The sequence below is a fragment of the Streptomyces sp. NPDC058662 genome (assembly GCF_042716255.1).
Classification (GTDB): Bacteria; Actinomycetota; Actinomycetes; order Streptomycetales; family Streptomycetaceae; genus Streptomyces.
In genome coordinates, this window is the sequence record NZ_JBHXRU010000039.1 from 1 (window position 1) to 22,346 (window position 22,346).

Annotated in this window: 23 protein-coding genes; 10 read left to right on the forward strand and 13 right to left on the reverse strand. The window is 74.7% G+C overall.

Going from position 1 to position 22,346, the window contains the following annotated elements:
- Window positions 1–83: 83 nt before the first annotated feature.
- Window positions 84–599, reverse strand: a complete 516-nt coding sequence (locus ACFWUQ_RS16265; RefSeq protein WP_384538285.1) for a rhodanese-like domain-containing protein — start codon at window positions 597–599, stop codon at window positions 84–86.
- Between the two features lie 94 nt (window positions 600–693).
- Here ACFWUQ_RS16265 and ACFWUQ_RS16270 point away from each other — a divergent pair, with 94 nt between their 5' ends.
- On the forward strand, window positions 694–1,140 hold the full coding sequence (locus ACFWUQ_RS16270) for an Lrp/AsnC family transcriptional regulator (protein WP_384538287.1): 447 nt from the start codon (window positions 694–696) through the stop codon (window positions 1,138–1,140).
- Here ACFWUQ_RS16270 and ACFWUQ_RS16275 read toward each other — a convergent pair.
- From ACFWUQ_RS16275 to ACFWUQ_RS16285, 3 genes are all read right to left on the reverse strand, one after another.
- The gene (locus ACFWUQ_RS16275) at window positions 1,130–4,141 is read right to left on the reverse strand and encodes an AAA family ATPase (RefSeq protein ID WP_384538289.1); all 3,012 of its coding nucleotides are present in this window, start codon (window positions 4,139–4,141) and stop codon (window positions 1,130–1,132) included. The genes ACFWUQ_RS16270 and ACFWUQ_RS16275 overlap by 11 nt on opposite strands.
- Window positions 4,138–5,307: an exonuclease SbcCD subunit D gene (locus tag ACFWUQ_RS16280; RefSeq protein WP_384538291.1), complete on the reverse strand. Its 1,170-nt coding sequence runs from the start codon at window positions 5,305–5,307 to the stop codon at window positions 4,138–4,140. The genes ACFWUQ_RS16275 and ACFWUQ_RS16280 overlap by 4 nt, the downstream gene beginning before the upstream one ends.
- Window positions 5,308–5,435: 128 nt before the next feature.
- Entirely contained in the window at window positions 5,436–6,062 is a 627-nt protein-coding gene (locus tag ACFWUQ_RS16285; protein ID WP_384538292.1) for a YigZ family protein, read from the reverse strand.
- A gap of 160 nt (window positions 6,063–6,222) precedes the next feature.
- On the opposite strand from ACFWUQ_RS16285, the gene ACFWUQ_RS16290 reads away from it, so the two are divergent.
- Window positions 6,223–6,648: a CoA-binding protein gene (locus ACFWUQ_RS16290; RefSeq protein WP_384538294.1), complete on the forward strand. Its 426-nt coding sequence runs from the start codon at window positions 6,223–6,225 to the stop codon at window positions 6,646–6,648.
- A gap of 5 nt (window positions 6,649–6,653) precedes the next feature.
- On the opposite strand, the gene ACFWUQ_RS16295 is transcribed toward ACFWUQ_RS16290, so the two are convergent.
- Complete coding sequence (locus ACFWUQ_RS16295) at window positions 6,654–7,448, reverse strand: acyltransferase (RefSeq protein ID WP_384538296.1); 795 nt, start codon at window positions 7,446–7,448, stop codon at window positions 6,654–6,656.
- 159 nt (window positions 7,449–7,607) lie between these two features.
- Between ACFWUQ_RS16295 and ACFWUQ_RS16300 the strand changes: the two genes are divergently transcribed.
- Window positions 7,608–8,165, forward strand: coding sequence for a gamma carbonic anhydrase family protein (locus ACFWUQ_RS16300; RefSeq protein WP_384538298.1), 558 nt, complete (start codon window positions 7,608–7,610; stop codon window positions 8,163–8,165).
- Between the two features lie 75 nt (window positions 8,166–8,240).
- On the opposite strand, the gene ACFWUQ_RS16305 is transcribed toward ACFWUQ_RS16300, so the two are convergent.
- The 4 genes from ACFWUQ_RS16305 to ACFWUQ_RS16320 form a co-directional block, all read right to left on the reverse strand.
- The gene (locus ACFWUQ_RS16305) at window positions 8,241–8,972 is read right to left on the reverse strand and encodes a DedA family protein (RefSeq protein ID WP_384538299.1); all 732 of its coding nucleotides are present in this window, start codon (window positions 8,970–8,972) and stop codon (window positions 8,241–8,243) included.
- A 56-nt stretch (window positions 8,973–9,028) separates the two neighbouring features.
- Complete coding sequence (locus tag ACFWUQ_RS16310) at window positions 9,029–11,533, reverse strand: beta-glucosidase (RefSeq protein WP_384538301.1); 2,505 nt, start codon at window positions 11,531–11,533, stop codon at window positions 9,029–9,031.
- A 115-nt stretch (window positions 11,534–11,648) separates the two neighbouring features.
- Window positions 11,649–11,849 (reverse strand): type II toxin-antitoxin system VapB family antitoxin, encoded by a 201-nt coding sequence (locus tag ACFWUQ_RS16315; protein WP_384538375.1) that lies wholly within the window; start codon window positions 11,847–11,849, stop codon window positions 11,649–11,651.
- A gap of 51 nt (window positions 11,850–11,900) precedes the next feature.
- Window positions 11,901–12,359: a DUF4442 domain-containing protein gene (locus ACFWUQ_RS16320; RefSeq protein ID WP_384538303.1), complete on the reverse strand. Its 459-nt coding sequence runs from the start codon at window positions 12,357–12,359 to the stop codon at window positions 11,901–11,903.
- A gap of 95 nt (window positions 12,360–12,454) precedes the next feature.
- On the opposite strand from ACFWUQ_RS16320, the gene ACFWUQ_RS16325 reads away from it, so the two are divergent.
- Together ACFWUQ_RS16325 and ACFWUQ_RS16330 are read left to right on the forward strand one after the other, a co-directional pair.
- Window positions 12,455–13,483, forward strand: a complete 1,029-nt coding sequence (locus ACFWUQ_RS16325; protein ID WP_384538304.1) for a hypothetical protein — start codon at window positions 12,455–12,457, stop codon at window positions 13,481–13,483.
- A gap of 69 nt (window positions 13,484–13,552) precedes the next feature.
- A complete protein-coding gene (locus tag ACFWUQ_RS16330) occupies window positions 13,553–14,953 on the forward strand; it encodes an MFS transporter (RefSeq protein WP_384538306.1) in 1,401 nt (466 codons plus the stop codon).
- Here ACFWUQ_RS16330 and ACFWUQ_RS16335 read toward each other — a convergent pair.
- The 4 genes from ACFWUQ_RS16335 to ACFWUQ_RS16350 all read right to left on the reverse strand — a co-directional run bounded on the left by ACFWUQ_RS16335 (window position 14,940) and on the right by ACFWUQ_RS16350 (window position 19,024).
- Window positions 14,940–15,731 carry a spermidine synthase gene (locus tag ACFWUQ_RS16335; protein WP_384538377.1) on the reverse strand — a complete coding sequence of 264 codons (792 nt, stop codon included), beginning with the start codon at window positions 15,729–15,731 and terminating at the stop codon, window positions 14,940–14,942. The two genes, ACFWUQ_RS16330 and ACFWUQ_RS16335, sit on opposite strands and share 14 nt — an antisense overlap.
- Before the next feature lie 86 nt (window positions 15,732–15,817).
- The gene (locus ACFWUQ_RS16340) at window positions 15,818–16,663 is read right to left on the reverse strand and encodes a patatin-like phospholipase family protein (protein ID WP_384538307.1); all 846 of its coding nucleotides are present in this window, start codon (window positions 16,661–16,663) and stop codon (window positions 15,818–15,820) included.
- 147 nt (window positions 16,664–16,810) lie between these two features.
- Complete coding sequence (gene tuf / locus ACFWUQ_RS16345) at window positions 16,811–17,992, reverse strand: elongation factor Tu (protein WP_384538309.1); 1,182 nt, start codon at window positions 17,990–17,992, stop codon at window positions 16,811–16,813.
- Between the two features lie 306 nt (window positions 17,993–18,298).
- A complete protein-coding gene (locus ACFWUQ_RS16350; protein WP_384538311.1) occupies window positions 18,299–19,024 on the reverse strand; it encodes a DNA alkylation repair protein in 726 nt (241 codons plus the stop codon).
- Between the two features lie 49 nt (window positions 19,025–19,073).
- Between ACFWUQ_RS16350 and ACFWUQ_RS16355 the strand changes: the two genes are divergently transcribed.
- From ACFWUQ_RS16355 to ACFWUQ_RS16375, 5 genes are all read left to right on the forward strand, one after another.
- Entirely contained in the window at window positions 19,074–19,814 is a 741-nt protein-coding gene (locus ACFWUQ_RS16355) for a TVP38/TMEM64 family protein (RefSeq protein ID WP_384538312.1), read from the forward strand.
- 47 nt (window positions 19,815–19,861) lie between these two features.
- Window positions 19,862–20,740 (forward strand): undecaprenyl-diphosphate phosphatase, encoded by an 879-nt coding sequence (locus tag ACFWUQ_RS16360; protein ID WP_384538314.1) that lies wholly within the window; start codon window positions 19,862–19,864, stop codon window positions 20,738–20,740.
- 26 nt (window positions 20,741–20,766) lie between these two features.
- Window positions 20,767–21,525 carry a tRNA(His) guanylyltransferase Thg1 family protein gene (locus tag ACFWUQ_RS16365; protein ID WP_384538316.1) on the forward strand — a complete coding sequence of 253 codons (759 nt, stop codon included), beginning with the start codon at window positions 20,767–20,769 and terminating at the stop codon, window positions 21,523–21,525.
- 98 nt (window positions 21,526–21,623) lie between these two features.
- Complete coding sequence (locus tag ACFWUQ_RS16370) at window positions 21,624–21,800, forward strand: hypothetical protein (RefSeq protein ID WP_384538318.1); 177 nt, start codon at window positions 21,624–21,626, stop codon at window positions 21,798–21,800.
- Window positions 21,801–21,870: 70 nt separating this feature from the next.
- Window positions 21,871–22,338, forward strand: a complete 468-nt coding sequence (locus ACFWUQ_RS16375; RefSeq protein ID WP_384538320.1) for a nuclear transport factor 2 family protein — start codon at window positions 21,871–21,873, stop codon at window positions 22,336–22,338.
- The last annotated feature ends 8 nt before the right edge of the window (window positions 22,339–22,346 follow it).

A 22,346-nucleotide genomic window follows, 5' to 3' on the forward strand; every position in this document is an offset into this window, starting at 1 on the left:
CTCCGGGGGCGAGCGGCCCGTCGCCGTACCTGTCCGCGGCCGGCCGGGGCGCCCGGTCGGCCGCCACGTCCCGTGCGGCCGGTTCAGCAGCCGCAGTCGTCCGAGTCGGTGGGGGCGGTCAGCGGGTCGGCCTCGGGGCGCTGCTCGTTGCCCTGCCAGGTCTCGACCTCGAAGCCCTCGCGGATCCAGTACTCGATGCCGCCGAGCATCTCCTTGACCTGGAAGCCCAGCTCGGCCAGGGCGTGCGCCGAGCGCGTGGCGCCGTTGCAGCCGGGGCCCCAGCAGTACGTCACCACGGGGATGTTCTTGTCGAGCAGCTTCTCCGCATGCTCGGGAACGAGGGCGGTGGGCAGGTGGATCGCACCAGGTACGTGGGCCTGGTCCCAGGCCGGGGTGGAGCGCGAGTCGATCAGCTGGAAGCCGAGCTCGGCGCCCTGCTCGCGGTGGGCCCGGTAGGCGGTGGCGACATCGGACACGTCCGCGTGGAAGGCGAGGCTCGCGCCGAAGTAGGCGGCGGCCGCGGCGGGGCTGGCCGGCGGTACCCGGAGCACGGGGTTCACGGGGGCGGGCGCGGTGCTGGTGTGCGGTGTCGTCGTCATGACTCAAAATCTACGGCGCCTTGATCATTCACGGAAGTGGTTTTCCCCGGCCCTTTTCTTGTACCGCCGGGGATTTCCCTGCTAGACCTGCACCATGACCGACTATTCCCCTGACGCCACCGACTGGCGCATCCTCGAAGTCCTCCAGCGGGACGGGCGCGCCAGCTTCACCGAGCTCGCCCGCTCCGTGTCGATGTCCGCGAGCGCCGTCACCGAGCGCGTCCGCCGCCTGGAGGAGGTCGGCATCATCACCGGCTACACGGCGGTGGTCGACCCGGAGCGGCTCGGCAAGTCGATCCTCGCGCTCGTCCGGCTGCGCTACCCGCACGGGAACTACAAGCCGTTCCACGACTTCCTGGAGGCCACACCGGAGATCCTGGAGGCCCACCACGTCACGGGCGACGACTGCTTCGTCCTCAAGGTCGCGGCCCGCTCCATGTCCCACCTGGAGGAGGTCACCGGCCGGATCGCGGGCCTCGGCCCGGTGACGACGAGCATCGTCTACTCCTCACCGCTGCCCCACCGGCCGCTCAGTCCGTGAGCGCCGCCGTGCGGTGGCGGACCACTGAGCCCCCGCGCTGCTTGACGATCTCCAGCTGGGTCTGGACCCGCGCCCGCAGGTCCGCGACATGGCTGACGATGCCGACACTGCGGTCCCGCTCGCGCAGCGAGTCCAGGACGTCGAGGACCTCGTCCAGGGCCTGGTCGTCGAGACTGCCGAACCCCTCGTCGATGAAGAGGGTGTCCAGGCGCATGCCGCCCGCCTCGTCGGTGACCACGTCGGCCAGTCCGAGGGCGAGGGCGAGCGAGGCGAAGAAGGTCTCGCCGCCCGACAGGGTGGCGGTGTCCCGCTCGCTGCCGGTCCAGGAGTCGACCACGTGCAGGCCCAGTCCGGAACGCCCGCGTCCGCTCGCCCGCGCGTCGGAGTGCACGAGGGTGTAGCGGCCGCCCGACATGCGCAGCAGCCGGACGGTCGCCGCGGCGGCGACCTGCTCCAGGCGCGCGGCCAGTACGTACGCCTCCAGGCGCATCCGGCGCTCGTTGTCCGCGGAGGTGCCGGCGGTCAGCCCGGCCAGGCGGGCGACGCGGTCGTACTCCTCGCGCAGCGGGCCGAGGGCGCCCAGCTCCCGTTCGGCCTGCCGCGACAGCCGGTCCAGCTCCGCGCAGCGCAGCCGGGCGGCGTCATGGGCGGAGCCGGCCGTACGGAGCTTCGCGTCGGCCCGGGCCGCGTAGGCCTCGGCTGCCTCCGGCTCGGCCGGGGGCAGCGCAGCCGCCTGCGCGGCGCCGGTCTCGGCGAGGCGGTCGGCCAGCATGGCCTCCTCGGCCTGCCAGGCGTCCATCCGGTGCTGGAGGGCGGTGCGCTGGTACTCGGGGAGCACGGCGTCGGCCGCGGCGTCGACGGTGTCGAAGCCCGCTCTGAAGGCGGCGTCGGCCAACTGGCCGTCGGCCTCCTTCAGGCGGGCGGCGGCGGCTTCCGCCCGGCGCAGGGCGACGGCGGCGTCCGCGACCATCCGGACCCGGTCCTCCAGGGTCCGGGCGCGGGCGGCGACAGTCGGCGCGTCCCCCCGTACCAGGGCGAGCTCCGCCTCCAGCGCGGTCTGCTCCCGGTCGAGGGCCTCGCGGCGGGAGGCGCGGGCGGCGATCCGGCGTTCGGCGTCGAGCCGGTCGGCGCTGCGCGCGGCGTACTCCCGCTCGGCGCGGTCGAGGTTCTCGCGCGCGGCGTGCAGGCCCGCGGCGGTGGCGTGGGCGGCGGCGTGCCGGGAGCTCAGGTCGGCGGTGCGGGCGAGGAGCTCCTCGGTGGCGGCCTCCCCGGCGGCGGCCGCGGCCTCGGCCTCGGCCTCCCCGACGGCGGCGAGCCGCCGCTCCACGGCGGCCCGGGCGTCCTCGGCCCGCTCGTAGTCGGCGTGCGCGGCGTCCTCCGCGGCCCGGTCCACATGGCCGGGGGCCGGACGGGCCGGCGCCGGGTGCTCGGCGGAACCGCAGACGGTGCAGGCCTCGCCGGCCACCAGGGCCTCGGCGAGCTCGGCGGCGATCCCGCGCAGCCGCGCCTCCTTCAGCTCCAGCCAGCGCTCCCGCAGGGCGCTCGACTCCTCGCGGGCGCCGAGCAGTTCGGCGGCGGCGCGCGCGGCGTCGGCGGCGAACTCATCGCGCCGCCGGGCGGCGTTCAGCCGTATCCGCGCGGTCGCGAGCCCGCCCGCAAGCTGCTCGGCCAGGGTCGCGGCCTGCTGTGCGGCGTCCAGTCGCTCCTGGAGGCCCGTGCGGGTGGCCTCCCAGCGCTCCAGCCACTCGGCGGACTCCTGGTGCTGCTCCTCGGCGGCGCGCGCCTCCCGTTCCAGGTCGGCCCGTTCGCGCCCGATGCCGGCGCTGCGCTGCTCAATCCGCCGGGCGGCGCCGAGTGCGCCGAGGTCCTCCCGCAGCCGCTGCTCCTCGGCGGCCAGTTCCTCGGCGCCGGCCTCGGCGAAGGACGCGGGGAGCGCCGTGCGGGCGGCCGTCTCCGCGTGCGCGGCGGCCAGGTGGGCGGCGGACGCGGCCCCGCGCAGCTCCAGGGCGGGGGCCACCAGGGCGCCGCGCCGGGCCCGGTCGAGCAGCACGCGCACCCGTTCCCGTTCCGGCGCGGCCTCGGCGAGGGCGGCGCGGCGGCGTTGGGTCTCGGCGTGCCGGCGCTGGAGCCGGTCGAGCTCCCGCGCGTCCTCGGCGGCACGCCGGGCCGCGGCGTGCCGTCCCTCGACGGCGGCCAGCGCGTACTCGGCGACGGCGTACCGCTCCCGGGCGGCGCACCGGGCCACGGCCGCCCAGGCCCGGACGGCCTCGGCCAGCCCGGGGTCGCCCGGCTGGTGGTTCGGGACGGGCCAGGCGCGCAGGTCGGCGCTGTCCCCCGCGGCCTGGGCCAGCCGCTGGACGGTGGCGAGGACCTTCTCGTCACCCGCGCGGACCTTGGCCTCGGCGGCCCGGCGCCGGTCCCCGAGCAGGGTTTCGACGGCGGCGAAGCGGCGGGTGTCGAAGAGCCGGCCGAGGAGCCGGCCGCGGGCCGCCTCGTCGGCGCGCAGGAAGCGCGCGAACTCCCCCTGGGGCAGCAGGACCACCTGGCAGAACTGCTCGCGGCTCATGCCGAGCAGCTGCTCGACCTCCTCGCCGATCTCCTGGTGGGAGCGGCTGAGCGCCTGCCAGCCGTCGCCGGTGTGCTCGCGCAGGGCGCTCTGCGCCTTGTCCCTGGTGGTTCCGGTGCCGCGCTTCTTCGGCCGGTCCTGCTCGGGTCGGCGGGTGATCTCCAGGCGTCTTCCGCCGGCGGTCAGTTCGAGGGTGACCTCGGTCGGGGTCCCGGCGGCGGCGTGGTCGCTGCGCAGGCTGGTCCCGGGAGCCTGGCGGGGGCCGGGCACCGATCCGTAGAGCCCGTAGCAGACGGCGTCCAGCACGGAGGTCTTCCCGGCCCCCGTGGGCCCGTGCAGCAGGAAGACGCCGGCGCCGGACAGGGCGTCGAAGTCGATCTCCTGGGGTTCGGCGAACGGCCCGAAGGCGGTGACCTTGAGCCGGTGCAGCCTCATCGGTGGATCTCCTGGCGGCCGTCCTGGACGCGTACGTCGTCGAAGGCGCCCCGGAGCACGGCCCGTTCGGCCTCGTCGGCGCGGCCGCCGCCGCGGACGTGCGCGACGAAGTCCTCGGCGATCTCCTGGTCGCTGCGGCCCTTGAGCCGCTGCGCGTAGGAGGCGCCGGCGGCGTCCTCGCGGCCCTCGGGGTCGAAGGCGAGGCTGAGCGTGTGCGGGAAACGGGCGGTGAGCCGGCCCATCGGGTCCTCGGGACGCACCGGGTCGGTGAGGGTGGCCTCGACCCAGGCGTCCGTGTGCACGGAGAGGCGCTCGTCGGACAGCAGCGCGTCCAGGCGGCCGCGCAGCCGGGCGAGGGCCCTCGGCACGGGGGTGTCGATCCGCTCGGCGCGGGCGATGTCCCCGTGCGCGCCGAGCTCGACGAGCCACATGGTCTTGCGGTGGTCGGCCTCGGAGAAGGAGTAGGCGAGGGGGGAACCGGAGTAGCGGACCCGTTCGTTGATCGCCTGGCAGCCGTGGAGGTGGCCGAGGGCGGCGTAGTCCACTCCGTCGAAGACGGAGGCGGGCACGGCCTCGACCCCGCCGACGGTGATGTCGCGCTCGCTGTCGCTGGCCCGGCCGCCGGTGACGAAGGCGTGCGCCAGGACGACGGAGCGGGTGCCGGGGGTCCGCGCGGCCAGATCGGCCCGGATCCGGTCCATGGCGGCGCCCAGAACCGCCTCGTGGCTGACCCGGGTCGTACCGAACTGCTCCTTGACCAGGGCCGGCTCCAGGTACGGCAGCCCGTACAGGGCCACGTCGCCGTGCGCGTCGGACAGCACCACGGGATCGGCGCAGGCGGCGGGATCGGTCCTGAGGTGGATGCCGGCGCGGTCGATCAGGCCCGCCCCTACGCCGAGCCGGCGGGCGGAGTCGTGGTTGCCGGAGATCATGACGGTGGGCACGCCGATCGCGGCCAGCCGGTGCAGGGCGCGGTCGAAGAGTTCGACGGCCGCGAGCGGGGGCACGGCCCGGTCGTAGACGTCACCGGCGACGAGCACGGCGTCGACCGCGTGCGCGCGGACGGTCTCGACGAGGTGGTCGACGAAGGCGGCCTGGGCGCCGAGCAGGTTCACGCGGTGGAAGGCCCGGCCGAGGTGCCAGTCGGAGGTGTGCAGGAACTTCACTCGCCGGCTCCGCCGCCGCGCATACCCGTCACGCCGTCTCCCCCTGCTCGTCTCCCGCTCGCTGAACCCCTCTACGCTAACCCGTTCCCGGGGCCCGTCCGCCCGGAAGCGGGGGCACCGGGGGCGGCTCAGGGCGCGTACGTCTCCCCGCCGAGGGTGAGGGTGGCGCTGCCGGCCGTGCTGTCGGCGAGCCAGGCCTCGAAGGAGGGCAGGTCCGCCTCCGGGAGGGCCACCTCGATCTCCACGGCGGCCCCGTACCGCAGGTCCACCACGCTCCGGCCGGTGGCGCGCAGGTCGTTCTGTGTCCTGCCGGCCCGCTGGTGGTCGACGGTGACGGTGGCCAGCCGGTAGCGGCGCCGGGTGACGGTGCCGAGCTCGTCGAGGGCCTCGCCGACCACTCCCCCGTACGCCCTGATCAGGCCGCCGGCACCGAGTTTCACGCCGCCGTAGTAGCGGGTGACCACGGCGACCGCGTAGCGGACGTCGCGCCGCGTCAGCATCTGCAGCATCGGGACGCCGGCGGTGCCGCCGGGCTCGCCGTCGTCGCTGGCCTTCTGGACGGACGCGTCGGCGCCGATGACGTAGGCGAAGCAGTTGTGCGTGGCGGTGGGGTGCTCCTTGCGGACGCGCGCGACGAACGCCTGCGCCTCCGCCTCGGTAGCGGCGGGCGCGAGCGCGCAGAGGAACCGCGAGCGGTTGATCTCGGACTCGTGCACGCCCTCACGGGCCACCGTCACGTACTGGTCTGCCTTCACCGCTCCACCTTACGGGGAATCGGACATGTGTCTTTTCGGTTGATGCGGCAGAGCCGGATCCCGACGACCGGGCCGGACGGCAGGGCAGAAGGCCACAGGACACAGAGGCAGTCCGGCGCGGAGCGCGTGCGCCGGACCGGAGCAGCAGGAGGCGGCGTACGTGTACGGCGACACCGATTCGGCGACCATTCGAGAGATCCTCACGGAGCTCGGCGACACCTGGGCCGTGGTGGGCCTGTCCAACAACCAGGACCGGGCGGCCTACGGGGTGGCCCGCGTCCTGCAGCGGTACGGCAAGCGCGTGGTCCCCGTGCACCCCAAGGCCGAGACGGTGCACGGCGAGCCCGGGTACGCCTCGCTGGAGGAGGTCCCGTTCCCGGTGGACGTGGTGGACGTCTTCGTGAACAGCGAGCTGGCGGGCGCGGTCGCCGACCAGGCCGTGGCCGCCGGGGCGAAGGCGGTCTGGTTCCAGCTCGGGGTGGTCGACGAGGCCGCCTACGACCGCACCCGCGCGGCCGGACTGGCCATGGTGATGGACCGCTGCCCGGCGATCGAGATCCCCGCGCTCCAGCGCTCCGGGGGCTGACCGCTCTACCGCTCCGCCCGCTGCTGCGGCTCCGCCTCGGGCAGGTCGGGCAGGTCGGAGAGGTCAGTGAGCTCGGCGAGCTCCGCCAGCCCCCGCAGCTGCTCCGGCGTCATCCCCTCGGGAATGGGGACCGGCGCCGGAGTGCGCAGCGGCGGCTGCCAGCCCGTCTCCGGCTCCCACCGGCGCACGACGCGCGCGGGCGCTCCCGCCACGACGGCGTGGTCCGGCACCTCGCCCCGTACGACGGCCCCCGCCGCGACCACGACGTTGCGGCCCAGCTTCGCCCCCGGCAGGACCACGGCGCCGGTGCCGAGCCAGCAGCCGGGGCCGATCTCGACCGGTTCGCTGCGCGGCCACTGCCGGCCCACCGGCTGGTGCGGGTCGTCGTAGCTGTGGTTGGTGGAGGTGATGTACACGCCCGGCCCGCAGAAGGTGTCGTTCCCGATGGTGATCCGGGTGTCGGCGATGACGTGGCTGTCCCGGCCGATCACCACCCCGTTGCCGAGGACCAGCACCGGCTCCGCGCCGAGGTCGAGGTCCGGCATCATCCCGGCCGTGAGGGTGACCCGCTCGCCGATGATGCAGTGGTCCCCGAGCCGGATCCAGCGCTCCCCGAAGACCGTGCCCTGCGGGAAGGCGAGCCGGGTGCCGTGCCCGATGGCGCCGAAGCGCAGCGGTCCGGGAGTCTGCGCGGTGACGGCGCCGGCCCGCTGCATCCAGCGCCAGGCCGCGTGCACGGCGCGGTTCGCCAGCCTGCGGCGCGGCCCCGCCAGGGATGAGAACGTGTTCTTCTTCGGCACCCGGCCACGGTAGTGCGCCGGGTGCCGGGCGTCCGGACGCCCGTCCTGTGATCTTCACCCCATCGCGGGGCCGCCCGCACCCGTGGCCTACGGTGCCGGTAGCACGCGAGCCGGGACCGGGACCGGCCCCCGGAAGCAGAGGGAACAGGGGAAGAGCACATGACGCAGCAGGCGGCCCAGGACCGGAGCGGGGCACTCGTGGCGGGTGTGGGCGGGAAGAGCCCGGACCTCGATCCCACGGCTTTCACCGCACCCACCTCCGTCGTGGTCGGGGATGTCACCCTGGCCGCCGGGGCGAGTGTCTGGTACTCGGCGGTGCTCCGGGCGGACTGCGGCCCGATCACCCTCGGGGCCGACAGCAACGTGCAGGACAACTGCACGGTGCACGTGGACCCCGGCTTCCCGGTCTCCATCGGCGCGCGGGTCTCCATCGGGCACAACGCGGTCGTGCACGGCTGCACGGTCGAGGACGACTGCCTGATCGGCATGGGCGCCACCGTGCTGAACGGCGCGCTCATCGGCGCCGGTTCGCTGGTGGCCGCGCAGGCACTGGTCCCGCAGGGCATGGTCGTCCCGCCCGGCTCACTGGTCGCGGGGGTCCCGGCCAAGGTCCGGCGCGAGCTGACCGAGGAGGAGCGGGAGGGCGTCAAGCTGAACGCGGCGATGTACGTGGAGCTGGCGAAACAGCACGCCGCCGCGGTCACCGCCCAGGCGTAGCCCGCACCAGCCTCCAGGCCGGCGGCTCGGCCACGTGCGCGGCGTCCCCGGCCGGCGCCGCCGTGATCAGCTTCGTCACGCGGAGCGGGCCGGCGCGGCCGGCTCGGGGAGCGCCGGCCCGGCGGCCTCCGCGGTGACGGCCGCCGCAGCCGCCGTGACCGCTGCCGGACCCGCCGCGTCCGCCGTCTCCGTGCGGACCGCCTCCGCGGCCTTCCGCATCCGGCCGCGCACCACCAGCGTCACCGCGAGCCCGAACACGACGGCCAGCCCCAGCGCCAGCCAGGAGAACCGCTTCAGCCAGGGCTCCGCGACGATTCCGACCGAGTAGATGACGGCCGTGGTGCCGCCCGCCCACAGGATGCCACCGAGGATGTTCGCGATCAGGAACCGCCAGTACGGCATGTGCAGCACGCCCGCCAGCGGTCCGGCGAAGATCCGCAGCAGCGCAACGAACCGGCCGAAGAAGACGGCCCACATGCCCCACTTCTCGAAGGAGCGCTCGGCCAGGGCGACGTGTTCCGGCCCGAAGTGCTTGGGGAAGCGCCGTCCCAGCCGTTCCAGCAGCGGCTTGCCGCCGCGGCGGCCGATCGCGTAGCCGATGGAGTCGCCGACGATGGCGCCGGTGATCGCGCAGAGCCCCAGCACCACGGGGTCGATCCTGTCGTGCTGTGAGGCGAGTAGCGCCGAGCTGACCAGGATGATCTCCCCCGGCAGCGGGATACCGAGGCTCTCCAGCCCGATGACCAGCCCCACCAGGAGGTAGACGGCGACCGCCGGAATCGTCTCCAGCCATGCCTGGATGTGCACCGCTACGTCCTCCCGATCGGTTCCGCGCGTCCCCTGCGACCCGCCGGACGGGCAGCCTATCGGCTCTCCACCACCACCTTTGACCTCAGTGGCAGCTCGCGCGAGGACCGGCCCACGCACACCTCCCGGCGCCCGGATCCCCGTACCCAGCCGTGCAGTTCCGGGTCCCAGGACGACAGGGACCGGGCGTCCACGTCGAGGACGACCCGCTGGGCGGCGCCCGGGGCGAGCGTGAGCCTGCGGTAGCCGGCCAGGGCGCGCACCGGCTGGGGCAGCCGCAGGTGCGGGGAGGGGCCGAGGTACACCTGCGCCACCTCGGTGCCCTTGCGCGGGCCGGTGTTGCGGACGGTGAACTCCACGCGCAGCCCGTCGCGTTCCGCCCGGACGGCGAGCTTCTCGTACTGCCAGGTCGTGTACGAGAGCCCGTGCCCGAAGGGGAACAGCGGGTTCACCCGCTCGGCGTCGTACCAGCGGTGGCCGACGTGGACCCCCTCGGTGTACTCCTGCCTGCCGCCCACCCCGGGATAGCGCAGCGGGTCGCCGCCGACGGGGGTGGCCCGCTCCTCGGCGGGGAAGGTCTGGGTCAGCCGCCCGCCGGGGTCCACGTCCCCGAAGAGGATGTCGGCGGTGGCGCCCGCGCCCTCCTGGCCCGGGTAGTACATCTGGAGGACCGCCCCGGTGCGCGGGAGCCACGGCATGGTGGTGCTGGAGGAGGTGTTGAGGACGACCGTGGTGCGGGGGTTGACGGCGGTGACGGCCTCGATCAGCCGCGCCTGCCCGCCCGGCAGCGCCAGGGAGGTCCGGTCCCGGCCCTCGGTGGCGTCCTCGTACGCGAAGAGCACCACGCTGCGGCAGGTCCTCGCGGTCCGCACGGCCTCGGCGAGGTCCTCGGCCCGGTCGGCCCGGGTGGTGTACCGCAGCCGGAAGCGCTGGCCCTTCTCCCCGCCCTGCGCGTTCACGGCGAGGCGGTGGACGCCCGCCTTGAGGGTGAGGGTGCGGCGCCGCACGGCCATGCCGTCGGGGGCGGCGCCGAGCAGCCCGCCCGCGAACCGCTCGGCCACGCCCTGCCGGAGGGGGAACAGCTCCTCACCGTCCAGGCGTACGGACGGCCGCTGGCCGGTGTAGTGGACGATCAGCGTCCACTCGTCCTCGGCGGGCAGCCGGAACCCGCCCCGGTAACTCCAGCCGCGGCCCGCGCCCACCTGCCGGTCGTCCAGGGCGGCGGCCGGGCTCAGCAGCCCCGCCGGGAAGGGGCGGCCGTAGATGTCCTCGCCGAGGGCGTGGCGGACGGTGGATCCGTGCCCGGCGCGCTGCCGGATGGCGGCGAGCGGGGCGGCCGCCCGGTCGGGGGCCACCTGCGCGCTGCCGCCCCCGCCGACGAAGGGGACCTGGCCGGTGGGGCCGATGACGGCGATGGAGCGGGCGGCGTCACCGGACAGCGGCAGGGTGCCGCGTTCGTTGCGCAGCAGCACCGCCCCCGCGGCGGCCACCTTGCGGGCGGTGCCGGCGCCGGCGGCGGCCTGGCGCGCGGGGCGGGCGGCGGGGCGCGCTGCCAGCAGGCCGAAGCGCTCCATGGTGGTCAGGAGGCGCCGTACGGCGAGGTCGACGGAGGCCTCCGGTACGGAGCCGGCGTGCACTGCCTCGCGCAGCGGGTCGCCGAAATGGGTGCCGCCGGGCATCTCCATGTCGAGGCCGGCTCCGATGGCGGCGACGGTGCTGTGGGTGGCGTCCCGGTCGGACACCACCCAGCCGTCGAACCCCCAGGCGCCGCGCAGCACGGTGTCGAGCAGCGGCCTGTTCTCGCAGGCGTGGACGCCGTTGACCTTGTTGTACGCGCCCACCACGGCGCCCGCGCCGGCGGCCACGGCGGCCTCGAAGCCGCGCAGCTCGGTCTCGTGGAGGGTCTGTTCGGCGACGATGACGTCGACGGTGTCGCGGCCCTGCTCCTGGTTGTTGAGGGCGAAGTGCTTGACGGCGGCGACGAGGCCCTCGTCCTGGATGCCCCGGACCACCTCGGCGACCAGGTCGGCGGTCAGCAGCGGGTCCTCGGCGAAGGTCTCGAAGTTCCGGCCGGCGTACGGGGTGCGGATGAGGTTGGCCATGGGGGCAAGCAGGACGTCCTGGCCGAGCGCCCGGCCCTCGCGGCCGAGGACGCGGCCGTACTCGCGGGCGAGCGCGGGGTCGAACGCGGAGGCCAGCAGTACGGGGGCGGGCAGCGCGGTGGCCGACCGGGCGACCCGTACGCCGGCGGGTCCGTCGGCGAGCCGCAGAGCGGGGATCCCCAGCCGGGGCACTCCCGGGAGGTAGCCGGCCTGGCCGAGGGGGGCGGGGTCCTGGCCGCCGTGGAGCAGGGCGGTCTTCTCCTCCAGGGTGAGGCGTCCCAGCAGCTGGTCGTCGGGGTCGGCTCCGCCGGGCTCCGCGGCGGCGGCAGGCGCCCCCGGCGGGCCGTGGCGCGGTACCGCGCCGGGCGGCACGCTCGCCACGCAGCCGCCCGCCCCGAGGGCCGCGCCCACCGCTCCGAACAGCGTCATCGCGGAACGTCTGGACACGGCCTCGCTCATCGGCGCTCCCTGCGGCGTGGGTCGGCGGGAGCGGCCCGCGCCGGACCGCTCCCGCGCCCACTGTGCGCCGCGCGTCCGCGCGGTCCGCCCGGACGCGCCAGCCGGGCGCCCGGGTTCAGCCCTGCGGCGGCGGGGGCACGCTGTCGGCGTCGCGGCGGACCTCGTCCTGCCGCTGGACCCGTGCCTCGGTGCGGTGCCCCCGCGCGATGTAGTCGCGCACGACGGCCTCCACCGCGTCCTGCGGCGAGCCGACGCCGGCGAGGACCATCACTTCCACCACGAGCTCGGCGTCGAGACTGACGTTGACCTTGGCCACGGGCATCCCCTCACATCGTCGTGCGAGGGACTCTAGCCGCAGGGAGGGCGGTTACGCCGTCGCGTTGGGGCGCAGGGTCCACACCACGGTCATCTCGCCCGTCACGGCCTCGTCCTCGCGCTGGATGGCGATGGTGACCGGGAACTCGGGGCGGCCGCCCGCGTCGAGTTCGGCGACCACCTCGGCCGCCGGGCGGCCGAGGGTGGCGGTGGCGGTCACGACGCCCTTGGCGAGCTTCCTGTACCCGATCTCGGCCTTCACCGCGAGGGGTACGGCGCGCGAGAGCTGGTCGCCGAAGGCGGCCAGGACTATGGCTCCGCTCGCGGACTCCGCGAGGGTGAACATGGCGCCGGCGTGCGGGCCGCCGACGTGGTTGTGGTAGTCCGGCTGGTCCGGCAGGCGGACGACCGCGCGCTCGGGGGTGGTCTCCAGGAACTGGAGGTTCAGGGTGCGGGCCATCGGCACGGTCGCGGCGAGCAGTTCGCCCACGTTCATCTGTTCTGCGCTCATGAGAGCGATGTTACCCACGAGTAGAGAGCCTTGGCCAGAGTCCGCCCGGGGGCGGCCGTGGCTCCCGGGAGCCCCTCCCACTATCGTTACCGGCCATGTGGCCAGGACAGCAGCAGCCGCCCGGGGGCGAGCAGAACCCCCAGGACGCGCACCAGAACCCTTATCAGCAGCAGCCGGGACAGCCGAACCCGTACCAGCAGCAGTCGGGGTACGGAGAGCAGCAGCCCGGTTACGGGTACCCCCAGCAGGGCTACCAGACGCCCCCGCCCGTCCAGCCGTGGGGCCAGGTCACGCAGACCGCTCCGCAGACCCGCCCCGGCGGCAGCCCGTTCTCGACCAGGACGGTGGCCATCGTGGCCGCCGCGGCGGTCGTGGTCGCGGCGGCCGGCACGGGCGCGTTCGTGCTGACCCGGGACGACGGGAAGGCCGACATCGCCGACGGGAAGCCCGACGCGACCGCCTCCGCCCCGGCCTCCTCCGCGCCCGCCCCGGCGGGCAGCAGCGCGAACCCGCGGGCCGGCGGCGAGGTCAAGCCCGTGATCCCGGGCTGGAAGGTCGTCATCAACCCGAAGTACGGCACCGCCTTCGACGTCCCGCCGGAATGGAACGTCAAGAGCGCCGGCCTGTCCACCGGTTTCGAGGACGACGTCAAGAACGACGGCTCCGCGGTGGTCATGATGACCGCACCCGCCTTCCTCAAGGAGGACTGGTGCAAGGTGGACTCGGACAAGAACGGCAGCGAGGAGACGTACTCGCTGGCGGGCACCGGCACCAAGGGCGGCCAGGGCGCCAAGGACACCGCCGAGGCCGTGCGCAACGAGGCCGGGAACTGGGTGTTCGCCGCGTACGCGCAGAAGGCGCCCAACGGCACCGTCAAGGTCTCCGACCCGAAGGAGTACACCACCTCCTCGGGGCTCAAGGGCCACACGGCGACCGCGACGGCGGCCGGTCTGCCCAAGGAGAACAAGTGCTCCTCCGACGGCAAGTCCATCGCCTTCAGCTTCAAGACCGCGAACGGCGACTTCTCCAGCTGGATCCTGTACGCCGCCGCGGGCGTCCAGGGTGAGGTCAGCCAGGAGACCTACGAGAAGATCCTCAGCTCCGTCCGCCTCCACGCGGGGTGACCTCCCTCCCTGCCCCGCCGGGCCGACCATCCGTTTGGATTCTCGGCCCGGGGCAGGGATAGTCCGGTGGTGAGCACACCCACCGCCGCCCCGTCCCGCACGCCCGCGCCCCGCCGCCCCGCGTGGGCCGGCCGGAACTACTCCCTGCTGACGGGCGCGGCGGTCGTCACGAACCTCGGCAGCCACGGATCGCTGATCGCGACCGCGTTCGCGGTCATGGAGTCCGGTGGCAGCGGCTGGGACATCGGTCTGGTCACGGCGGCCCGCACGCTCCCGCTCGTGCTCTTCCTGCTCGTCGGCGGAGCGATCGCCGACCGGCTGCCGCGCCACCGGGTGATGGTCGCCGCCAACGCCCTCAACTGCGTGTCCCAGGCGGCCTTCGCCGTGCTCGTCCTGACCGGCGACCCGCAGCTGTGGCAGATGATGCTGCTGACCGCCCTGTGCGGCACCGGTACCGCCTTCTTCAACCCGGCCGCCGAGGGCATGCTGCTGTCCACCGTCTCCGGCGAGCACTCCAACCGCGCGTTCGCGCTCTTCCGGATGGCCGTGAACGGCGCCGGGATCGGTGGGGCCGCGCTCGGCGGAGCCATGATCGCCGTGGTCGGGCCGGGCTGGGTGCTGGCGATCGACGCCGCCGCCTTCGCCGTCGCGGGAGCGATGCGCGCCTTCCTCGACGTCAGCCGGGTACCGGAGCGCAAGCCGGGCGGGGGGCTGCTGGCCGACCTGCGGGACGGCTGGGTGGAGGTGCGGAGCCGTCCGTGGCTGTGGAGCATTGTGCTCCAGTTCTCCGTGGTCGTCGGCGTGATCAGCGCCGCCGACGCGGTCTACGGTCCCCTGGTCGCCCGGGACCACCTGGGAGGAGCGGCCCCCTGGGGCCTGGCACTGGCCTTCTTCGGGCTCGGCACCATCGGCGGCGCCCTGCTGATGATGACGTGGAAGCCGCGCCGACTGCTGCTCGCGGGCACGCTGTGCGTGTTCCCGATGGCGCTCCCCTCGGCCGGGCTCGCGATTCCGCTGCCCCCCTGGGGCCTGTGCGCGGTGATGCTCGTCAGCGGGGTGGCCATCGAGGTCTTCGGCGTCAACTGGATGTCGACGATGCACCAGGAGATCCCGGAGGAGAAGTTCTCCCGGGTGTCCTCCTACGACTGGTTCGGCTCGCTCTCCATGACGCCGCTGGCGACGGCCCTGGCCGGGCCGGCGGAGTCCGCGTTCGGCCGGTCCGAGGCGCTGTGGGGCTGCGCGGTCCTCGTCGTCCTGCCCACCGCGGCGGTCCTGCTGGTGCCGGACGTGCGCCGGATCACCCGCAAGCCGCACGCGCCGGTGGCCGCCTCCGAGCCGCCCGCCGCTCCGGCGGCGGTGGCCGCGGCCCCCGTGGTGCTGACGGCCGGGGCGCCCGGTCCGCGCGGAGCCGGCGTCCAGCCCTCGGCGCCCTGCGCCGAACCGTCCGGGGACGGCGTCACCCCACACTGAAGGCCCCGTCCGGCGGCTGCGGGGAGGGCACCGCGTCCGCGTCGGAGACCGGCCGGGCCCCCCGCAGCAGCCGGGCCAGCGCCGGACCCCGCTCCACCCGGGCCGGGAAGGCGTCGCCGGCGCACCGCCGGGACAAAGCGTCCAGCGGGAGCCCGGCGTCCGAGGCCAGCAGCACGGCGTTGCCGAACCGCCTGCCCCGCAGCACCGAGGGCTCCGCGATCAGCGCGAGCTCCCCGAACACCGCCCCGAAGTTGGCCAGCTGCGACCGCAGGAACCCGAAGGGCGCCCCGTCGGCCAGGTTCGCCGCGTACAGACCGCCGGGACGCAGCACCCGCGCCGTCTGCCGGGCGTACTCCACCGACGTGAGCTGCGCGGGCACCCGGGAACCGCCGAAGACGTCGGCGACCAGGACGTCCGCGCTCGCCGCCGACGCCGCCTCCAGCCACGCCCGGGCGTCGGCCGCGTGCACGGTGATCCCGGCTCCGGCCGGCAGCGGCAGGTGCTCCGCCACCAGATCCGCGAGGGCGGCGTCGAACTCGACGACCGTCTGGCGGGATCCCGGCCGCGTCGCCGCGGCGTAGCGCGGCAGGGTGAGCGCGCCGCCCCCCAGGTGCACGAGGTCCAGCGGGCGCCCCGGCTCCGCCGCGCAGTCCAGCACGTGGCCGAGCCGGCGTACGTACTCGAACTCCAGGTGCAGCGGGTCGTCCGGGTCGACGTACGACTGGGGCGCGCCGTCGACGGTCAGCAGCCGGGCCCGCCCGCGGTCCACGTCCGGCATCAGCTTGGCGGTGCCCTGGCCCACTTCCCGGATCACCGGGACCTGCTCGTCGTCGCTCACCCTGCCATTGTCGGGCCGGGGCGCCGTCAGGCCGACCAGACGGCGGCCGCCTCCGCGGCGTGCTCGGCGGCCTGGGCCAGGCCCGCCCGCGCCGCCGGGTCCCGGCGGGCCGGGTCCAGGACGTTGCGGCCGAAGGCCTTCCGGGCGGCCGCGGACGGGGTGATGAGCAGCACCCGGGCCCCGTCCGCGCGCAGCCGGGCGGCCTGGGCGGACGGCGAGGGGACGTGCCCGGATCCGAGCGACATCGGGGCGAGCACCACGACCCGCCGGTACCCCGCGGCCAGGTCCGCGTTGGTCGCGGACCGCACGCCGCCGTCGATGAACCGGCGCGCCCCGACCGTCACCGGCGGCCAGACGCCCGGCACGGCGCAGCTCGCCGAGACCGCGTCGAGCAGCCCGGCCCCGCTCTCCCGGTCGAAGTCGGCCGCCTCGCCGGTGTGCGCGTCCACCGCGGTGACGACGAGGCGCCGCTCGGGCCACTCGTGCGAGACCAGCCGCGCCGCGAGCACTTCGCGCCGGGCCGCCTCGGCGCCGGTGTCGGCGGCCAGTGCCATGGCGCCGACGCGCTGCCGGTAGGCCGTCGCGCTGCGCGAGCGGGCCATCGCGACCGCGTAGCGCGCGAGGAGTCCCGTGCCGAGTCTGGCCGCCCGCTCGGCACCGGGGTCGCCGAGCTGGCGCTCGTACAGCTCCTCGACGCTCAGCAGGCCGGAGGTGAGCTGGGCTCCGACCACCGAGCCGGCCGAGGTGCCGACGACGAGGTCGGCGTCGGTGAGGTCCACCCCGGCGCGGGCGAGCCCGTACAGGATTCCGCACTCCCAGCCGATGCCGGTCAGTCCTCCGCCGCCCAGTACCAGTGCCGTGTCGCCGCCCATCGCCGCCCGCCCCTCCGCGCATGCCTGTGGTCACGGCAGTCTGACGCACGGCGGCCTCCCGCCACCACGGCGGGGGGCGGATCGGCCGGGTACGGCCCGGGCGGCTGCGGGCACGCCGTCCGCCGTCCGCGCCGTCCCGGCGGACCGTCAGCCGAGGACGGCGGTCACCGTCCCCGCGCCGACGGTCCGGCCGCCCTCGCGGATCGCGAAGCCGAGCCCCGACTCCAGCGGGACGTCCCGGCCCAGCTCCACGGTCATGGTGACCGTGTCACCGGGCGCGGCCGTGCCCGCCTCCCCCAGGTCCACGTCCCCCACCACGTCGGCGGTCCGGACGTAGAACTGCGGCCGGTAGCCGGTGGCGACCGGCGTCCGGCGTCCTCCCTCGCGGGCCGAGAGCACGTACACCCGCGCGGTGAAGCGCCGTTTGGGCGTGACGCTGCCGGGCGCGGCCACCACGTCCCCCCGCCGCACCTGGTCGCGGTGGACCCCGCGCAGCAGCAGGGCGACGTTGTCGCCCGCCTCGGCGGACTCCATGGGCTTGCCGAAGGTCTCCAGGCCGGTGACCACCGTCTCGGCCGGCTCCCCGCCCTCGCCCAGGACGGCCACGCGGTCGCCCACGCGGACGGTGCCGCGCTCGACGGCGCCGGTCACGACCGTGCCCCTGCCGGTGATGGTCAGCACGTTCTCCACGGGAAGCAGGAACGGCGCGTCCGTGTACCGCACCGGTGTGGGCACGTAGGTGTCGACCGCGTCGAGCAGGGCCTGGACGGCCCCGGTCCAGCGCGGGTCGCCCTCCAGCGCCCCGAGCCCGGAGACGCGGACGACCGGCGCGGTGTCGCCGCCGTACCCGTGCGCGGTGAGCAGTTCGCGGACCTCCAGCTCGACGAGGTCGGTCAGCTCGGGGTCCCCCGCGTCGGCCTTGTTGAGCGCGACCACGATGTGGTCGACGCCGACCTGCCGGGCGAGCAGGACGTGCTCGGCGGTCTGGGGCATGACCCCGTCGAGCGCGGACACGACGAGGATCGCGCCGTCGAGCTGGGCGGCGCCGGTGACCATGTTCTTGATGTAGTCGGCGTGCCCCGGCATGTCGACGTGGGCGTAGTGCCGCGTGTCGGTCTCGTACTCGACGTGGGTGAGGTTGATGGTGATGCCGCGCCGGGCCTCCTCGGGGGCCCGGTCGATACGGTCGAACGGCACGAAGGAGGCGCCCCCGCGCTCGGCGAGGACCTTGGTGATGGCGGCGGTGAGGGTGGTCTTGCCGTGGTCGACGTGACCCATGGTGCCGATGTTGAGGTGCGGCTTGGTCCGCACGAAGGCCGTCTTGGCCATGATCTTCTTCCCGTGGCTCGAAGCTGGACGGGACCCCTGAACCGAGCCGACCCTCCCCCTGCGGGGTCCGCCGGACGATCCGGGAAGGGTCAGCTTCGTGCGCCGTCGAATGCGGCGAAGGCGGGTGCGTCCGTCGGCGCGGCAGCCTTCGGCGCGTCCGCGACTGCGGACGGCGCTGCGGGGACTGCGTACCGGGACATGCCCCCGATCCTGCCGGAACGGACCGGCGCCGTCGAACGAATTTCCCTCCGCCCGGGACGACTTCGCTGAGCTCGCGGCCCCGACTTCGCGGACCGGCCGCCCGCGTCACCCGCGGGGGAGGTTCCTGAGCGCCTCGCGCGCGGACAGCGGGGACAGCCGGTCGCCCTCGGCCGCGACGAAGGCGCGCACCGCGTCGGGATCCGTCCGGGCGTACTCGCGCAGAGACCAGCCGACGGCCTTGCGGACGAAGAAGTCGGGGTGGCCGGCCCGGCGGCGGCAGTGGGCGAAGAGGCGGTCCGCGTCCGTGGAGCCCTTGCGGCGGAGCTGGTGGAGCAGGGCCGTGCGGACGATCCAGGGGTCCTCGTCCTCGATCCACTCGTCCATCACCGCGCCGAGGGCGGGGTCGGCCGCCACCAGGGGGCCCACGGTATGGGCCGCGAGCAGGTCGACGGTGTCCCACCACGGCACGGTGACGACCAGCCGCCGCACCACCGGCAGGAGATTGGAGGAGCACCGCGGGACGTGGCGGCGCAGGTAGTCCACCGCGAAGTACTGGTACTCGCGCTCCGGGAGCCGCCAGCAGCCCAGGGCCAGCGCCGCGCAGTCCGCCTCCCCCGGCTCCGGGGCGCCCCGCACCACGGCCCCGGACAGCTCGCGCCGCAGCGGGGCCGGGATCCCGAGGAAGGGCGCCACGTTCTTCATGTACGCGGCCATGGCCGCGGCCCGGACGGGGTTGGCGGCCGCCGCGTAGGCCTCGGTCAGCCGCTCCAGCAGGGCGTCCGCGAGGGGGCTGCGGGGAACCCCCGGGGGGTGCCCGTCGTTCGACGGCATGAGGCCCAGATTACGGCGCGACGCCGCATACGTCGGCTACTCTCCCGGGATGTCCCTCCTCCTCGCGCCGCGGACCCGGCTGTCGCTGCTCGTCGTGCTGCTCCTGGCGGCCGGCGCGTGCGTCCTGCTGTTCGAGCCGCAGCGCGTCCTGTCGGAGGGCTGGCCCCCCGGGCTCCCGGTGGGGGCGGCGGTCGCGCTCTTCGCCGCCGCGTACGGGGTGTGCGCCTCGGCGTTCGTCCCGCGTCCCTTGCTCAACCTGGCCGCCGGAGCGGTCTTCGGTACCCAGTTCGGCCTGCTCGCGGCGGTCGGCGGCACGGTGCTGGGGGCGGCGATCGCCTTCGGGCTCGGCCGGGTCATGGGGCAGGAGGCTCTGCGCCCGTATCTGCGCGGCCGCTGGCTCCAGGCCGCCGACGGCCAGCTCAGCCGGCACGGCTTCCGCTCGATGCTCGCCGTGCGGCTCTTCCCCGGTGTGCCCTTCGTGGTGGCGAACTACTGCGCGGCGGTCTCCCGCTGCGGCTGGCTTCCCTTCCTCCTCGCCACGACGGTCGGCGTCGTCCCGAACACCGCCGCGTACGTGATCGCGGGCGCCAGCGCCTCCTCCCCCGGGTCTCCCGCCTTCCTCGCCTCGTTCGGCTTCATCGCCGTCTCCCTGGTGGTCGCCGGAGCCGTCGCCTGGCGCAAGCGGCACCGCCTGGCACCCTCCCGCGCGCCCGGCGCGACGCACGCGGTGGCGTACGAACTGGCGCCCCAGCACCCCCCTGTGGTCAGCGGCGCCTCGCACGGGCCCTAGCATCGGAGCGAACTGCCCGACGATCACAAGGACGAGCGCACCCCGACATGAGCTGGTTCGAATCCCTAATCCTCGGTCTCGTCCAGGGGCTTACGGAGTTCCTCCCGATCTCCTCCAGCGCCCACCTGCGGCTCACCGCCGCGTTCGCCGGCTGGCACGATCCGGGTGCGGCCTTCACGGCCATCACCCAGATCGGTACCGAGGCCGCGGTGCTGATCTACTTCCGCAAGGACATCGCGCGGATCATCTCCACCTGGTTCCGCTCCCTGTACACCAGGGCGCTGCGCTCCGAGCAGGACGCGAAGATGGGCTGGCTGGTCATCGTCGGGTCGATCCCGATCGGCGTCCTGGGCCTGGCCTTCAAGGAGCAGATCGAGGGCCCCTTCCGTGACCTGCGGCTGATCGCCACCACGCTCATCGTGATGGGCATCGTCCTCGGCATCGCCGACCGGCTGGCCGCGCGCGACGAGGAGGGCGGCCGCCACCGCGCCATCCGCGAGCGCAAGACGCTGAGCGACCTCAGCGTCAAGGACGGCCTGGTCTTCGGACTCTGCCAGGCCATGGCCCTGATCCCGGGCGTCTCCCGCTCCGGCGCGACGATCTCCGGCGGTCTGCTGCTGGGCTTCACCCGCGAGGCGGCCGCCCGCTACTCCTTCCTGCTCGCCATCCCGGCCGTACTGGCCTCGGGGGCGTTCGAGCTGCTGGACGTGGTCGAGGACCCGGGCCACATCTCCTGGGGGCCGACGGTCTTCGCGACCCTCATCGCCTTCTTCGTCGGGTACGCGGTCATCGCGTGGTTCATGCGGTTCATCTCCACCAAGAGCTTCATGCCGTTCGTGATCTACCGGATCCTGCTGGGCATCGTCCTGTTCGTGCTGGTGGGCACCGATGTGCTGAGTCCGCACGCCGGCGAGTCGGGCGACTGATCCGCCCGTCGGCGCTGGGCGCGCGCATGAAGGGGTACGAGGCCGCGCACCGCACCCTGCTGCCGCGCCGCACGTACACGATCCTGCGGCTCGACGGCCGCGCCTTCCACACCTATCTCCGCGATACGCAGAAGCCGTTCGACCTGGACTTCGTCGCGGACATGGCGGCCGTCACCGCGGCCCTGTGCGAGGAGGCGGGCGGTGCGGCGCTCGGGTACGCGCAGTCCGACGAGATCAGTCTGCTGCTGACGGACTTCGCCTCGCCGGGGACCGAGCCGTGGTTCGGCGGAGTGGTCGCCAAGCAGCTGTCCGTCTCCGCGTCCCTGGCCACCGCCGTCCTCAACGAGCGCCGCCCCGGCGGGCGGGCGCTCTTCGACGCCCGGGTGTTCACCGTGTCCGACCCGGTGGAGGTGGCGAACTACTTCGTGTGGCGCCAGCGGGACGCCGTACGCAACTCGATCTCCACGGCCGCCCGGGCCCACTTCCCCCACCAGCGGCTCGACCGCGTCTCCAGCGGCGCGATGCGGGAGCTCCTGCGGTCGGAGAAGGGCATCGACTGGAACGACTACCCGGACAGCTGCAAGCGGGGCCAGCTCGCCCTGCGGCGCACCGGCGAGCGGCCGGTGGAGTACGTCGACGGGCGCACCGGGGAGACGGTACGGACGACGGCGCCGACATCCTGCTGGGAGGTCACCGCCGCACCGCACTTCACCACCGGGCCGACGGGCCGACTCGCCCGGGTGATTCCGGCGCGGCCGGTACTGGGAGCGGGGTTCGGGGGGTAGACGAGCCGGTGACGCGGGGGCCGGAAGGGAACGTTCCCCTCCCGCCCGCGCGTCGTTGTGCCTGGAGAGACCAGAAGGCGAGCAGACGGGGGTGTCCCATGGGTCGCGTGGTACTGGAGCGTTTTCCGGCCGGAAGTCCGCGGGGAAGCTGGCCGGCCGAGGAGTACGCGGCGCAGCGGCTGAGCGAGGGTGTGGCGGCGGAGGTGGTGATGGACCTGGACACCGACGCGTTCCTCGTCGTGGTGCGTCAGCGGGAGGCGTATTCCGGTCACTGACCGACCGGGGCGAAGACCCGGTCCGCGCAGGGCACTTGGCCCCGCGGGCCGGCAGCCCCACACTGACCCGATGACGCAGCGTGTGGACCTCGCGACGGTAATGGACCGGTTGGCGATCGACGAGGTGGTCTCGGGGTACGCCGTGGCCGTGGACGACGGCGACTGGGCGGCGTACCGCGCCCTGTTCACCCCGTCCGGGCGGGCCGACTACAGCTCGGCGGGCGGGGTGGAGGGACCGGCCGGGGAGGTCGCGGACTGGCTCGCGCGGACGATGGAGCTGTTCCCCGTGCGCCAGCACCTCATCGTCAACCGGCTGGTCCGGCTGGAGGACCTCGGCGGTTCGCCCGGGGACAGCGCCGAGGTACGGGCGGACTTCCTCAATCCGATGCGGCTCGCCGGGGAGGACTTCGACGGCTCCGTGACCGCGCCGAACTTCGTCGCGGCCGGGCGCTACACGTTCACGCTGGCCCGCACCGGCGACGGCTGGCGGCTCACCGGGGTCACGGTGCACGAGAAGTGGCGCCACTTCTCCGTCTGAAGGCGGGA

Excerpts from the sequence above, each read along its gene's own strand:
- ACFWUQ_RS16335 (WP_384538377.1), bottom strand. The coding sequence starts at position 15,731 with ATGCCGGACGTGGACCGCGGGCGGGCCCGGCTGCTGACCGTCGACGGC.
- ACFWUQ_RS16365 (WP_384538316.1), top strand. The coding sequence starts at position 20,767 with ATGAAGGGGTACGAGGCCGCGCACCGCACCCTGCTGCCGCGCCGCACG.
- ACFWUQ_RS16360 (WP_384538314.1), top strand. The coding sequence starts at position 19,862 with ATGAGCTGGTTCGAATCCCTAATCCTCGGTCTCGTCCAGGGGCTTACG.
- ACFWUQ_RS16320 (WP_384538303.1), bottom strand. The coding sequence starts at position 12,359 with ATGAGCGCAGAACAGATGAACGTGGGCGAACTGCTCGCCGCGACCGTG.
- ACFWUQ_RS16340 (WP_384538307.1), bottom strand. The coding sequence starts at position 16,663 with ATGGGCGGCGACACGGCACTGGTACTGGGCGGCGGAGGACTGACCGGC.
- ACFWUQ_RS16270 (WP_384538287.1), top strand. The coding sequence starts at position 694 with ATGACCGACTATTCCCCTGACGCCACCGACTGGCGCATCCTCGAAGTC.
- ACFWUQ_RS16325 (WP_384538304.1), top strand. The coding sequence starts at position 12,455 with ATGTGGCCAGGACAGCAGCAGCCGCCCGGGGGCGAGCAGAACCCCCAG.
- ACFWUQ_RS16370 (WP_384538318.1), top strand. The coding sequence starts at position 21,624 with ATGGGTCGCGTGGTACTGGAGCGTTTTCCGGCCGGAAGTCCGCGGGGA.
- ACFWUQ_RS16300 (WP_384538298.1), top strand. The coding sequence starts at position 7,608 with ATGACGCAGCAGGCGGCCCAGGACCGGAGCGGGGCACTCGTGGCGGGT.
- ACFWUQ_RS16350 (WP_384538311.1), bottom strand. The coding sequence starts at position 19,024 with ATGCCGTCGAACGACGGGCACCCCCCGGGGGTTCCCCGCAGCCCCCTC.
- tuf (WP_384538309.1), bottom strand. The coding sequence starts at position 17,992 with ATGGCCAAGACGGCCTTCGTGCGGACCAAGCCGCACCTCAACATCGGC.
- ACFWUQ_RS16375 (WP_384538320.1), top strand. The coding sequence starts at position 21,871 with ATGACGCAGCGTGTGGACCTCGCGACGGTAATGGACCGGTTGGCGATC.
- ACFWUQ_RS16275 (WP_384538289.1), bottom strand. The coding sequence starts at position 4,141 with ATGAGGCTGCACCGGCTCAAGGTCACCGCCTTCGGGCCGTTCGCCGAA.
- ACFWUQ_RS16355 (WP_384538312.1), top strand. The coding sequence starts at position 19,074 with ATGTCCCTCCTCCTCGCGCCGCGGACCCGGCTGTCGCTGCTCGTCGTG.
- ACFWUQ_RS16310 (WP_384538301.1), bottom strand. The coding sequence starts at position 11,533 with ATGAGCGAGGCCGTGTCCAGACGTTCCGCGATGACGCTGTTCGGAGCG.
- ACFWUQ_RS16265 (WP_384538285.1), bottom strand. The coding sequence starts at position 599 with ATGACGACGACACCGCACACCAGCACCGCGCCCGCCCCCGTGAACCCC.